A 13340-nucleotide genomic window follows, 5' to 3' on the forward strand; every position below is an offset into this window, starting at 1 on the left:
GGCAGGGCACTCCGCGGGCTTGCACCCCGATTCTACCCGGCGCCTCCGGAAGCCGCTGTGACAGCGGCTACTCTGTGCCCGTGACCTTCGATCCCGATACCCTCTGCCCGTGCGGCACCGGCGAGACCTACGGCGCTTGCTGCGGCCGCTTCCACGCGGGCGCGGCCGCTCCGACCGCGGACGCGCTCATGCGCTCGCGGTACAGCGCTTTTGCGCTCGCCCCGGAGCCGGGCATGGCGGAGTACCTCCTCGCGACGTGGCATCCGTCCACGCGGCCGGGCACGCTCGAACTCGACGACGGCACGCAGTGGCGACGCCTCGACGTCGTCCGCGCTGAGGCGGGCGGCCCGTTCGAGGGGGCGGGGATCGTCGAGTTCGCTGCGCACTACACGGACGACGGCGGGCTGGGAGTCCTGCGCGAGACCTCGCGTTTTGTGCGCGAGGGCGGGCGTTGGTTCTACGTCGACGCCGAGTAGCCGCTAGGGAAGCGCAGCCGCGAGGGGCGCGATCGTGTCCTTCAGGTGGTCGCGGAGCGACGCCGCTTCCGCCGCGAAGCCGCGCTGGAGCTCCACATACTCGGCCTTCCCCGCCGCAGTCTCGATGCGGATGGGGGAGTAGCCCCAGTCGGAGAGGTCGTACGGCGAAGCCTGCATGTCCATCTCGCGGATCCGCTGGGCGAGCTCGAAACAGTCCATGAGCAGCTCGCCCGGAACCGCGGGCCCGAGCTTGTACGCCCACTTGTAGAGGTCCATGTTCGCGTGGAGGCAGCCGGGCTGCTCGAGGTGCCGCTGCGTCTCGCGCGAGGGCTGGAGCTCGTTGCGGGGCGCGGCGTCCGGCGTGTAGAAGCGGAACGCGTCGAAGTGCGTGCAGCGGATCCGGTGTTCGTCGACGACGCGATCCGTGCCATCGGCGCCGAGCCGCAGCGGGAGGTATTCGTGCCGGATGCCGAACTTCTCCGAGTGGTACGCCATGGCCCACTCGTGCAGGCCGAAGCAGCCGAATTGTGCTGGCCGCTGCGCCGTCCCGCCCAGGATGACGCCGCTGAAGCGCACCGTCTCCTCGCGCTCGGCGAGGTACCCCGCGGCGTCGAGCACGACGGCGGTTGTCCCCTCCCGCACGCCCGCGGCCTCCCGCTCGGCTTCCGTGAGCGCGCGGTAATGCTTCCACCCCAGGCGCTCCGCCGCGCCGTCGCCCGTTAACGCGACGCCCGCGCCCGGGTGCCAGCGGCCCAGCTGGCCCGGCTTGAGCGTGTAGTACGTGAAGAGGAAGTCCTCGACCGGGTGCTTCCTGCGCGCGTTCCGCCGGGCGACGAACGGGTCGGCGAAGCGCGCCGCCCGCTCGGCGTGGGCCCGGGCGCGCGGGAGCCATTCGTCCTGTTGAAGGACGACGGCGGGAGCGACCGGGGCGGGCAAGGGCACCAGTCCATTATCCTCGCTCCGCACAACCGTCCCTTCGCGCAGGCTGACCGTCCGGTGAAGGCAAAACCGTCCGGCAGCAGCAGCGGTCATGCCTCTTCAGGACGGTCATGTCGCAGACGGGACGGTTATGCCCCCGAGGGACGGTTGGTCGGAAGCGCGTCATCGAGAGCGGCCGAGAAGAGCTCGCTCGCCCGGTCGAGGGCGTTCGCGAGGGCGGCCGGGTCGGCTCGGAGGCTCGCCACGATGGCATCGAGGCCCCGGAGCCCGGCCCGCTCGAGGAGCCGCTTCTCGTTCGTGACCCACTCGCCGCGCGCCGCAAGCACGCCGTGCGCCGTCATGGCCGCGGACGTGGCCAGCGCGCCGGCAAGCTCGGTGAGCTTCGCGCCCTCGACGTAGGCGTTCCGCGCGTAGGTGAGCGTCAGGTCCGCTCGCTCGCGCCACACGGGCGGGGCCGTCTCGCGAAGCCGCGGCGGGTACTCGGGACGCGGCATGGTGCCGCGCAGCACGCGGTTGACCGCGAGCTCGGCGACGACGAGGTAACTCGGGATCCCTGCGAGATGGAACAGGAGCGGTTCGATGCGGAATCGCCCGGTCCGCGCCTCCGCGAACTCGTGCTCGACGGCGTCAGCGTCGCGGTAGTGGACGTCCGCCCGGCGGCCGTCGATCTCGAGCCATGCGCCCCCGTTGAAGACCCCGCCGCCCCAGCCGCCGATCTCGGAGACCGTCCCTGGCCACCCGACGGCCCGCAACGCGTCGGGGTCGAAGCTCCCGCGGTAGTAGACGGCGAAGTCCCAGTCGCTCGCCGCGGTGTGCGTGCCCGCCGCCCGCGAGCCGCCAAGTGACACGGCAACGACGTTCGGGAGCGCCGCGAGATGATCGGCCACATGGTCAACGAAGGCGGAATCGTCCACGGACCCACCCTACGGCGCCTCAGGTCACGTGCGGATGAGCGTCCGGAGAAGCTTGCTCACTACCGACAGGGACGCGATGTCAACCTCTCCGGGCTTCGTCACCTCGGCGAGCGTGTCCTTGATCCGGGCAAGCTGCTCGTGGTGTCCGCGTTCCCACTCGACGATCCGCTCGATCGGATCGGCGAACAGCAGGTCGCCGCGCGGGGCCTGCTTGAGCCCTGTGGTCTGCAGGACCGCAACGGTGATGTCAGCGACCACAGCGTACACGTCGTTGCGCAGCGCCGCACGGGCGAGCGCTTCCCACCGGCTGTGCCGCGGCAGATCGGTGACCCGGAGGAGAAGCCGGGCGGCGTCGATCCTGTAGAAGACGGCCCAGTAGAGGTCCGCGATCCGTTCGATCGGCTCGTCGACCTGCTCGGAGATGAGCGAGATGTCCAGCAGCCCGAAGCTCTCGAGCATGTCGGCCGCGCGGCGACCCAGGTCGCGCGGGAGCCCCACGCTGTCCCAGTGCGCAAGGCGTCCGTGCACTCGGTCGGCGTCTTCGCCGCGGAGATAATCCGCCGTCGATGTGCGCAGCAGCTCGAGGGTGGGCAGGATCCTGCCGAGGGCCTGGCCGAGCGGTTGGTCACGGTGGTCGTGCGTGACGTACCAGCGGGTTGCGCGGTCGATGATCCGACGCATGTGGACGGCGAGCTCGGCGGCGTGTTCGCTGGGGAACTCGGGCGGGAGCTGGGCAATCCCGTCCGCGAATCCCTGCAGGTCATAGGCCTCTCGGATTGCCACGAAGCCGCGGGCGATCGCTGCGGCCGTTGCGGTGGTCTCCTCGACGGTACGGAAGGCGAACGTGATTCCGCCGAGGTTGATCATGTCGTTGGCGAGCAGCGTGGAGATGATCTGCCGCCGCAGCGGGTGCTCCCGGATCTCCGATCCGAAGCGTTCGACCACGCGAGGCGGGAAGTAGCTTTGGAGGACCCGATCGAACCACGGGTCGTCCGCGACGTCGCTCTCGCTTAGCTCCTCGGCGAGTTCGATCTTGGCGTACGCGGCCAGGACAGACAGCTCGGGCGCGGTGAGCCCGTTGCCCGCCGCGAGCCGGGAGTGCAGTTCGGCTGTCGTCGGCAGCGCCTCGAGAGAGCGATCGAGTTCGGTGGCGTTCTCTAGCCAGTCCAGGGTCCGTTCGAAGCCCGGGCTCCAGTTCAGGACGAGCGTCCGCTCGTTGCGGAGCAGGACGTTCTGATCCCGGTTGTTCTTGAGGACCAGACGGACCACGCCGTCGCCGAGGGAGCGAAGGAACTCGGTGCGCTCGCTCGCGGGCAGCTGTCCCGTCGCGATCATGCGGTCGATGAAGATCTTGATGTTGACCTCGTGGTCCGAGCAGTCGACCCCGGCGGAGTTGTCGATCGCGTCGGTGTTGAGAAGGACGCCGTTGAGGGCGGCTTCGACCCGGCCCCGTTGCGTCATCCCGAGGTTGCCGCCTTCGACGACGATCCTGGCCCGAAGCTCGTTGGCGTTGACCCGGACCGAGTCGTCGGCTTTGTCGCCGACCTCCCGGTTGGATTCCGTCGAGGCCTTGACGTACGTGCCGATCCCGCCGTTGTACATGAGATCCACCGGGGCGCGCAGGATGGCCTGGATGAGCTCGGGCGGCGTCAGCGCCGCCGTCGTCGGCGGAAGGGCGAGCGCCCTCCGGACGTGCGGGGTCACGGGAACGGACTTCGCGGTGCGCGGATAGACCCCGCCGCCCGGACTGAGCAGCGCGGGGCTGTAGTCCGCCCAGGAGGACCGGGGCAGCTCGAAGAGGCGGCGGCGCTCGGCGAGCGAGGAGGCCGGGTCGGGGCTGGGGTCGAGGAAGATGTGCCGGTGGTCGAACGCGGCGACGAGCCGGATGTGCTCGGAGAGGAGCATGCCGTTGCCGAATACGTCCCCGCTCATATCGCCGATGCCCGCTACCGTGAAGTCCTCGCGCTGGCAGTCGACGCCCAGATCGCGGAAGTGTTCCTTGACGGACTCCCACGCGCCGCGGGCAGTGATGCCCAGCTTCTTGTGGTCGTAGCCAGCCGAGCCACCGGACGCGAACGCGTCGCCGAGCTAGAAGCCGTACTCGTTCGCCACCTCGTTCGCTACATCGGAGAGCGCCGCGGTGCCCTTGTCGGCCGCGACGACGAGGTAATAGTCGTCGTCGTCATGTCTCACCACACCCGGCGGCGGGATGACGCGTCCCACCGAGCCGCGGGAACGCACGTCCGGAGGGGTCACATCGTCCGGGAGGGCAAGGTTGTCCGTGAGGTCGAGCAGCCCGCGGAGGAAGTCCCGGTAGGCCTCGATGCCCTCGGCCAACCAAGCCGCCCGGTCAGCGTCAGGGTCGGGGAGCCGCTTGGGGAAGAAGCCGCCCTTCGCCCCGGTCGGGACGATCACGGAGTTCTTCACGATCTGCGCCTTGGCGAGCCCCAGGACCTCCGTGCGGAAGTCCTCCCTCCGATCCGACCATCTCAGGCCGCCGCGCGCCACAGGCCCGAACCGCAAGTGCACTCCTTCCACCCGCGGCGAATAGACCCAGATCTCGAACCGCGGCCGGGGTTGGGGCGCACTCCGGAGGTGGGAGGGCTGGAGCTTGAAACTCAGATAGGGCTGGCCGCGGTAGAAGTTGGTTCGCGTGGTGGCCTCGATGAGGTTGAGGAACGTCCGGAGCAGCCGATCCGCGTCCAGTGACGCGACCGCGTCGATGGCCTCGATCGTCGCGGCACGTGCGGCCGCGGTGCCGCCGAGCCGGTGGGCGGCGGGCAGCCCAGGGTCGAACCGCGCGTGGAACAGGCCGAGGAGCGCGTGGGTCGCGGTGCCGTTGGCCAGGAGCGCGTCTGCGATGAAGTCGTACGAGTTCGTGGTGCCGAGCTGCAGCAGGTACTTCGCATAGGCCCGGAGGATCGCGACCTGCCGCCAGCCCACGCCTTCCCGGAGGACCAGTGCGTCGAAACGGTCTGATTCCGAGTCCCCACGCATGGCTGCGCCGAAGGCGTCCGAGAGGAGGGAGCTGGTGTCCACCGGATCCACGCCGGTCGGATACCTCACGTCCAGCTCGTACAGGAACAAGGGCTGGTCGGCGCCGCGCACAAGGTCGAACGGGCGTTCGTTCAGCACTTCGAGGCCCAGGTTGTGGAAGACCGGCAGGATCTGGGTCAGCGTCCGCGGTCCCGTGAGATAGAGCCGGACTCGCGCCTCGCGGGGCGCTGCGGCCGCGCCAGCGCCGGCCGAAACGGTCAGCAGAGGGTCGGACAAGGGGCGCCCGCCCGCGCCGTCGAGGTCGAAGCGCTCGAACTGCCTGATGTCCTCGAGCGCGTCGTCGACGCTGACCTCGGCCTGATAGCTCGCGGGGAACGCGCCCGACCACAGGGCAGTCAGCCGGGCGGCCCTCGACGGCCAGCGACTCCGGATGGCATCGGAAAGCCCCTCCGTCCACGTCCTCGTGGTCTCGAGGAGGCGCCGTTCGAGTTCGGTGGCGTCGAGGGCTTCGAGGAACGCGTCGGGGGGAAGCAGCACGCGGCAGGAAACGCGGGCCATGGGTTGGCTCACGCGAACGTCGAACTCGATCGAGGTGGCCCGCAGCGCTTGCTTGAGCTCCCGCTCGATCCGCAGGCCCACTGCCGTGGTGTAGCGGTGCCGGGGAAGGAAGAAGAGGGCGGTGAGGAAATGTCCCCGCGGGTCTTGGCGCAGGAACAGTCGCGTCTGCCGCCGCTCCTGGAGCCGGACGATCTCTCCCGCGAGCCGCGTGAGTTCGTCGATCTCAAGGTGGAACAGCTCGCTGAGCGGAAGCGATTCGAGGGCCGCCGCGAGCTCCGTGGCCTCATGGGATGCCCGGGGGATACCGAGCTGCGACTGGACCGCGGCCACCTCGTCCCGGATCACCGGAATGCGCCGTAGCGACGGTCCGGCGGCCCCGGGAGTCAGCAAGCCCACGAAGCAGCGCTCCCCTGTCGCGGTTCCCGCGTCGTTGAAGGTGCTGAGCCGGACTTCCTCCAGGTAGGCGTTCCGCTCCACCGAGGAGCGGAGACCGGACGTGACGAAGGTCAGGACCCGTTCGGACCGCGGCGCCGGGGTCGCGCCGTCAGGCAGCCTATGGCGGCGGAGCAGGCCCAGCCCCGAGCCCGGGCGCCGTGTGAGAATTACCCGGCCCTCCGCCGTCGTCCGTTCGTAGTCGCACGCGCCCAACACGAGGAAGTTGCCGCCCTCGAGCCACCGCAGCAACTCCGCGAGTTCCGCGGCAGGCGGGACGCACCCGTCGGGGAACGCGCTCACGTTCTTGACGGTCGCGGCCATTCGGGCGTGCAGCGCGCCTTCGTCCCCGGCGGCGTCTCGGACGTCGGCGAGGACCTTCTGCAGTCGGGCCTCAAGCCGATGGGCACCGGACTCGTCTGCCAGCCGACTGGTCTCCGCCGCGATCCAGATCTCCGTCGCGGCGGCCGCAGCAGAGTCGGCGGCCGAGCCGGTGCCGGTGCGGGCGCCGGAGCCCGTCACAGGGCCGGACTCCGTGCCCCCGGCGGCGGCGCCCAGTCCCGAGCGCCGGGGACCGTGGCGGACCTCGAGGAGCCCGTGCGTCGACGGATCGCGCCGCACCGTGAACGTGGGGTGGACGAGCAGTCGGATCGGAGCGCCCCCGTGCGTGAGCTCCGCGGTGACCGAGCGGAGCGTGTGGGGCAGGTCATCGGTGACCACGAGCACCAATCCGGCGTCCCGCTCGTTGACTACGGCGACCCGGGAGGTCCCCGGCGGGCGCACCCGCGCGAGATCGAGGTGCTCACGCGCCCTGAGTTCGAGGGTCGCAACGCTGTAGTCGTGGAGGTCCTCGGCGGCCACGTGCTCGTAGTAGTCGGCGAGGAACGCGTCGTCCTTCTCCAGCGGGCCGCTCGCCCGCGAGCCCTCCGTTGGCACGGTGTCACGTGGCATGCCCTTGCGCCTCCGGCACGCGAATCCGCGCCCAGCTTGGCTCCGGGGCCTGGCTCGTCGCGCCTCATTTCATGATGGCTTCCGCGCTGTGCGTCGTCCAGAGGAGACAGGACCTCCGTCCGTCGTCGCCGCCCGCCGCGGGACCTACCATTGCCGCATGAGGCGCGCACTCGTGCTCGGATCGGGTGGCTACACCGGTCTGGCATGGGAGACCGGGGTGCTGTCGGGGCTTGCTGCCGAAGGCGAGGACATCGCGTCGTGGGATCTCGTCCTCGGCTCGTCCGCTGGTGCCTACGTCGGAGCGCGGCTCCTGGCCGGGCGCATCGAGGAAACCTACAGGGAGCTGGCCGCGCTCGATGTCCCCACCGAACGCGCGGCCGTCTCGGCGGGCTTCCAGAACAGCCTTGCCGCGCTGCTTGCCATCCCGGGGCCAGGTGGACGCATCGCGGCCACGGTCTGGACGCTCGGCGCGGCAGCGCGTCGGCTTGCGGTTGCGGCCCGCCGCGGCGGGCTTCCGAGTCTCGAGACTGCGGCGGCGGCCCTCTACCGATTCGTCCGCGGGGAGTCGCTTTCCTCGGCTGAGCTGCGTCAGCTTGCCGCCGCCGTCGTCGGTCAGCGTGCGGAAGCCGTTCCGCATTTCGAGGCCTACTGGGCGGGCCGGCTCGCGCCCGACGACGAGTGGCCGGCCGGGCATTTGAGGATCGTCGCCATCGATGGTCTGACGGGGATGAGGCACGCTTTCGAATCGGCCAACGGTGCGCCGCTATCGCGGGCCGTCGCGGCAAGCACGGCGATCCCGGGGATCGTCGGCGCCATCGAGATCGGTGGGCGCGAATACTTCGACCCGGGGACCTTGGACACGACGAGCGCCGACTTCGCCTCGGGTTATGACGAGGTCCTGATCATCGCGCCGGATCACCGGCTCGGGGAGCTTGAACGCAGCGCCGCGGGGCTCAGGTCCGGGGGCTCGCGAGTGACCGTCATCGAGCCGAGCGACCGCGCGGTGTTCGGCGAGCGAATCCAGCACCTGAACGTGGGGCGGGTCCCGGCGTCGGCGCGGATGGGTCGGCGCGACGGGCTTGCGGCCGGAGCCTGAGCCCTGCGCCCTAGGCCCCACGACCTGCGCCCCACGCCGTACAGTCACAGCGCGTCGACCGTCCGGCTGGCCTGCGCTGCGGCGATGAGCGTCATCATGGATCGATGCAGCTCCTGGGCGTCCTCGCGCGAGATGTTGAGCCGCTCCATCATGGTCACGGGCACGGCGAGGGCCCGGTTCCGCAGCTCGCGCCCGGCCGGGGTCAGCGCGACGTCAAGCGCCCGCTCGTTCCCCGCCTGCCGGGAGCGGGTCACGAGCCCGCCCTCCTCGAGCCGCTTGAGCACCGGCGTGACGGTCGCGGGCTCGAGCAGGAGCGCGTCGCTGATGTCGCGAACCGTGCGCGGGCTCCGCTCCCACAGGGCGAGCATCACGAGGTACTGCGGGTGCGTCAGGCCCATGGGCTCGAGCACGGGCCGGTACGCCGCGACGACGCTCCTGCTCGCGACGCTGAGGGCGAAGCACAGCTGCCGCTCGAGGAGCAGATCGTCGGTGGTGGTGTCGGTCTCGCTGGTCTTCATGCAGACTCCATTAATTAGTGCACTAACAATGAGGGTACTATGAGGTCAGTACCCGCTGCGGTCGCCCCCAATCAGGAGAGGACAAGGGCATGGCTCAGGAGAACTTCGCCCAACGGTTCATGCGCACCACCGGCCGCCTTCGCGCCGTCTTCGGTCCCGCCCACCGTGGCACCACCGACGGCGAGATGACGCCCGAGAACAAGGCCCTCCTCGCCCAGCGCGAGGCCGAGGCGCAGCAATGGGAGACCGTGACGCGGCCTGACGGCAGCACCTACGTGGTCCCGAAGGACCCCACCGACCGCTCCCTGCGCTGAGCCGCAGAGCCGAAAAGGCCCGCGTCCGGCCTGAGGCCTGCGTCACACCCGGCGTAAAATGGCGCAAGCGGGAGGGGGTGATGACATGCCCGATTCGCAGAAGCAGCCTCAGGATCCGAAGGAGACCGAGGGCCGGGACGAACACCGGCTGCTCGGCAAGTTCATGCACGCGGCCGAGCACGCGGCGGCGATCTGGGGACCCGCGTCCCATGGCGACACCGAGGCGCCCGTGGTCCACAAGCACGACGCCTTCGAGCAGGCGTCCGAGGACGAACTGAGCACCTTCGAGGTCGTGACCGACTCGGAGGGCCACCACTACGCGGTCCGGAAGGACGAGGCCTCGGGTCCCGAGCGCGGCCGCGGGCCCAGCACCAAGCGCCGTTAGCTCACCACAGCGACGTCAGACGGACGACGGCGGGTGCGCACCCGCCGTCGTCCGTTTTGCGCGGCGCGCCCGGGCGCGCCCGGGCCGCGCGGACAGGGGTCAGCGGCCGGTGCCGCCGTACACCGTGGCCTCGACCTCCGCGTCGAGGTTGAACGCCGTGTGGATCGCGCGGACGGCCGCGTCGAGGAGGTCGGCGCGGGTCACCACGGAGATGCGGATCTCCGACGTCGAGATCATGTCGATGTTGATGCCCGCGTCGGAGAGCGCTTTGAAGAACGTGGCCGAGACGCCCGGGTGGGAGCGCATGCCCGCGCCGATGAGCGAGAGCTTGCCGATCTCGGCGTTGTACTCGATGTCCTCGAAGCCGATCTCCGCCTGCGCGGCCTTGAGCGCGTTCAGCGCGGCGGCGCCCTCGACGATCGGGAGCGTGAAGGAGATGTCCGTCTTGCCGCGGCCGAACGTCGAGACGTTCTGGACGATCATGTCGATGTTCGAGTTCGCCTTCGCGATGACCTGGAAGATCGCGGCCGCCTTGCCCGGGATGTCGGGGACGCCGACCACGGTGACCTTGGCCTCGGAGCGGTCGTGCGCGACGCCGGAGATGATGGGCTGTTCCAAGGCGACTCCCTCGTTGATCGTGATCTTGTCTTCCGGGGCGGGCAGGACCCACGTCCCCTCGTGGTGGCTGAACGAGGACCGCACGTGCAGCGGCACCCCGAAGCGGCGCGCGTACTCGACGCAGCGCAGGTGGAGGATCTTCGCGCCGGACGCCGCGAGCTCGAGCATCTCCTCGCTCGAGATCGTCTCGATCTTCCGCGCCGACGGAACCACGCGGGGATCGGCCGTGTAGACGCCGTCCACATCCGTGTAGATCTCGCACACGTCCGCGTCGAGCGCCGCGGCGAGCGCGACCGCCGTCGTGTCCGAGCCGCCGCGGCCCAGCGTCGTGATGTCGTGGCTCTCGTGGCTCACGCCCTGGAAGCCCGCGACGATCGCGATGTTGCCCTTGTCGAGCGACGTGCGGATGCGGTGCGGATCGACCTCGATGATACGGGCCTTGCCGTGCGTCCCGTCGGTGATCATGCCGGCCTGCGAGCCCGTGAACGACTGCGCCTTGTGGCCGAGCTCGTCGATGGCCATCGCGAGGAGGGCCATGGACATGCGCTCGCCCGCCGAGAGGAGCATGTCCATCTCGCGGGCCGGGGCGTTGTCGGTGATCTGCGCCGCGAGGTCCAGGAGCTCGTCGGTCGTGTCGCCCATCGCGGAGACCACGACGACGACCTCGTGGCCGGCCTCGTGGTAGTCCACAACGCGCTGCGCAACCCGCTTGACGCCCGCGGCGTCCGCGACGGACGAACCGCCGAACTTCTGGACGACGAGTTGCTTGGCGGGCAGCACGGGAGGAAGCGACATACGGGCACACTCACTGGACGTAGGGATCGCGGAGATTCGCGCAACATTCTATCGGCACGCCCTGTTGGAGCTTCACAGTGTGACGGCTAGCCTGAGCACATCGTGCGCTGGGCGGGGGGCCCGCGCCGTTCACGTCTGGGAGTGGACTCATGGGGGATGTTCGGGGGATCCAAGCGACGGGTCTCGTGCGAAGCTTTGGCTCGGTCAACGCCGTGGCCGGCATGGACTTCGCGGCGCAGCCGGGCCAGGTGACGGCGCTCGTCGGGCCGAACGGCGCCGGCAAGACCACGCTCATGCTCATGCTCGCGTCGTTGCTCGCCCCGCATGCGGGCCAGATCCGGATCGACGGCTTCGATCCCGCCACTGAGCGCGACGAGGTGCGGCGGCGGGTCGGGTGGATGCCGGACACGCTCGGCGTGTGGGAGTCGCTCACGGCGCGGGAGATCCTCACCCAGATGGGACGCTTCTACCGCCTGACCGGCCGGGACGCGGCCGCACGGGCGGATGAGCTCCTCGCGCTTGTCCGGCTCGAGAACCTCGCCGACCAGCCGGCGCGCGTGCTCTCGCGCGGGCAGCAGCAGCGGCTCAGCCTGGCCCGCTCCCTCATCCACCGCCCCACGACGCTCCTCCTCGACGAGCCGGCGGCGGGCCTTGACCCCTCGTCGCGGATCGAGCTGCGGCGGCTCGTGCGCGAGTTCGCTGCGGAGGGCTCCACGGTCGTCGTCTCCTCGCACGTGCTGAGCGAGCTCGACGAGATCGCTGACGCGGTCGTGTTCGTGAGCGGCGGCCGCACTGTCCGTTCCCAACTCGTCGATGGGCCGCCTGGAGGGCGCCGCTACGCGCTCGAGGCCCTCGATCTCGGCGCGGCCCGCGCCCGGCTCGGCGAGATCGGCGTCGCGTGCGCCGAGGAGGCGGGAAGGCGGCCTCGCCTGAGCGTCGTGGTGGCCTCCGAGGACGACGCCGCGCGCCTCCTGCGCGACCTCGTCACCTCGGGCGTCGCGGTCACGGCGTTTGCCCCGGCTGGCGGGGCGATTGAGGAAGCCTACGTGGATCTGGGGGTTGGCGGACCGTGAGCAGTCATGAGGAACTCGCCGTGCCGGGCCCGAGGCCGGTTCTCCGGCCGCGGTCGGCCCGGGAACGCACGACGGCGGCGCTCGCCTGGGTGCGCGGCGCCTGGGACGTCGTGGTCCTCGAGGCGAAGCAGCGGCTCCGCGCTCGTGGCTGGTACATCATGCTCGCGATCTGGTTCGCGCTCATCGCGATCGTGACGGCGTTGACGTGGGCGGCGTGGGAGGCCCAGCACGCGGCGACGAGAGGCTACGCCAGCTCCACGGGCTACGGCACGGTCCAGGCCGGGCCGGGGGTCATGATCTTCGAGGTCGTGCTCGCGTTCGTCCTCTTCCTCGCGCTCGTCGTCTCGCCGGCGCTCTCGGCCAACGCGGTCAACGGCGATCGCGCGCAGGGCACGTTGGCCGTTCTCCAGACCACCCTTCTGACGCCCGGGCAGATCCTCGCCGGGAAGCTCGTGGCGGCGTGGCTCGCGGCGCTGGCCTTCCTCGTCGCGGCCTCGCCGTTCCTCATCATCGGCGTCGTGGCGGGCGGGCTCTCGCCCGGTTATGTCGCGGTCTCGCTCCTCATGCTGGCCACCGAGCTCGCTGTCGTGAGTGCCATTGGCACGGCCCTCTCGGCGCTCGCTGGCCGGCCCGTCTTCTCGATCGTCGTGACGTATCTCGTGGTCGCGATGCTGTGCGTCGGGACGGTGATCGCGTTCGCCTTCGGCTCGGTGCTCTCGCGCGGAACGGTGCAGGCCAACACGCCGTCCTATCAGGTCCCGGCAGCGCGCCTGCAGACGCCCGATCCCTCCGCGTCGACGGCGACGGGCCCTTCCCTTGCGCCGTCGCCCGGGTACTCGAGCAATCTCAAGGTGACGCCCGCGCCGTCGGCTGTTGGTGGGCCCACGTACACGTGCATCGGCAGCCTCCACGATCAGCCGGCCCTCCGCACCGAACGCGTCGCGTGGATCCTGTCGATGAACCCGTTCCTCGTCGTCGCCGACGCGATTCCGTACCCCGATCGATCACAGACCACGGTCCCGTATGCGCAGGGCGCGATCGAGGCGGGGAGCCAAGCGGCACGGGCCGCCGTCGCGGGGCCCGAGTCGACCACCGCGTGCGCGAACGGCCAGCCGAGGCCCACCTACCTCAGCCAGCGAGCGCCTCTGTGGCCCCTTGGCCTCGGCCTCCAGATCGTCCTCGCGGGCGCGCTCCTGTGGGGCGCGCGGCGGGCGCTCGTCACGCCCGCCCGCCGCCTCGCGAAGGGGACCCGGGTCGCCTGACCCGGGCCCCGC

General features: G+C 70.5%; 10 protein-coding genes and 1 pseudogene. 6 read left to right on the plus strand and 5 right to left on the minus strand.

Annotated features, from left to right (window positions below; translation table 11 throughout):
- The first annotated feature begins 80 nt into the window (after nucleotides 1-80).
- Nucleotides 81-476 (plus strand): YchJ family protein, encoded by a 396-nt coding sequence (locus ACOKR1_RS03005; protein WP_422935293.1) that lies wholly within the window; start codon nucleotides 81-83, stop codon nucleotides 474-476.
- Nucleotides 477-479: 3 nt separating this feature from the next.
- Here ACOKR1_RS03005 and ACOKR1_RS03010 read toward each other — a convergent pair whose 3' ends face one another.
- From ACOKR1_RS03010 to ACOKR1_RS03020, 3 genes and pseudogenes are all read right to left on the minus strand, one after another.
- Entirely contained in the window at nucleotides 480-1418 is a 939-nt protein-coding gene (locus ACOKR1_RS03010) for a 3-methyladenine DNA glycosylase (protein ID WP_422935294.1), read from the minus strand.
- Between the two features lie 125 nt (nucleotides 1419-1543).
- A complete protein-coding gene (locus tag ACOKR1_RS03015; protein WP_422935295.1) occupies nucleotides 1544-2329 on the minus strand; it encodes a nucleotidyltransferase domain-containing protein in 786 nt (261 codons plus the stop codon).
- Between the two features lie 24 nt (nucleotides 2330-2353).
- Nucleotides 2354-7267, minus strand: a pseudogene (locus tag ACOKR1_RS03020) (NAD-glutamate dehydrogenase).
- Between the two features lie 157 nt (nucleotides 7268-7424).
- On the opposite strand from ACOKR1_RS03020, the gene ACOKR1_RS03025 reads away from it, so the two are divergent.
- On the plus strand, nucleotides 7425-8363 hold the full coding sequence (locus ACOKR1_RS03025; protein WP_422935296.1) for a patatin-like phospholipase family protein: 939 nt from the start codon (nucleotides 7425-7427) through the stop codon (nucleotides 8361-8363).
- Between the two features lie 44 nt (nucleotides 8364-8407).
- On the opposite strand, the gene ACOKR1_RS03030 is transcribed toward ACOKR1_RS03025, so the two are convergent.
- Entirely contained in the window at nucleotides 8408-8881 is a 474-nt protein-coding gene (locus ACOKR1_RS03030) for a MarR family winged helix-turn-helix transcriptional regulator (protein WP_422935297.1), read from the minus strand.
- Between the two features lie 89 nt (nucleotides 8882-8970).
- On the opposite strand from ACOKR1_RS03030, the gene ACOKR1_RS03035 reads away from it, so the two are divergent.
- Complete coding sequence (locus ACOKR1_RS03035) at nucleotides 8971-9195, plus strand: hypothetical protein (protein WP_422935298.1); 225 nt, start codon at nucleotides 8971-8973, stop codon at nucleotides 9193-9195.
- Nucleotides 9196-9280: 85 nt separating this feature from the next.
- Entirely contained in the window at nucleotides 9281-9580 is a 300-nt protein-coding gene (locus ACOKR1_RS03040; protein WP_422935299.1) for a hypothetical protein, read from the plus strand.
- Nucleotides 9581-9679: 99 nt separating this feature from the next.
- On the opposite strand, the gene ACOKR1_RS03045 is transcribed toward ACOKR1_RS03040, so the two are convergent.
- Complete coding sequence (locus ACOKR1_RS03045) at nucleotides 9680-10993, minus strand: aspartate kinase (protein WP_422935300.1); 1314 nt, start codon at nucleotides 10991-10993, stop codon at nucleotides 9680-9682.
- A 149-nt stretch (nucleotides 10994-11142) separates the two neighbouring features.
- Here ACOKR1_RS03045 and ACOKR1_RS03050 point away from each other — a divergent pair, with 149 nt between their 5' ends.
- Nucleotides 11143-12066 (plus strand): ABC transporter ATP-binding protein, encoded by a 924-nt coding sequence (locus ACOKR1_RS03050; RefSeq protein ID WP_422935301.1) that lies wholly within the window; start codon nucleotides 11143-11145, stop codon nucleotides 12064-12066.
- Nucleotides 12063-13328 (plus strand): ABC transporter permease, encoded by a 1266-nt coding sequence (locus ACOKR1_RS03055; protein ID WP_422935302.1) that lies wholly within the window; start codon nucleotides 12063-12065, stop codon nucleotides 13326-13328. The genes ACOKR1_RS03050 and ACOKR1_RS03055 overlap by 4 nt, the downstream gene beginning before the upstream one ends.
- The last annotated feature ends 12 nt before the right edge of the window (nucleotides 13329-13340 follow it).

This window comes from Sinomonas sp. P47F7, assembly GCF_049332655.1.
Taxonomy (GTDB): Bacteria; Actinomycetota; Actinomycetes; order Actinomycetales; family Micrococcaceae; genus Sinomonas.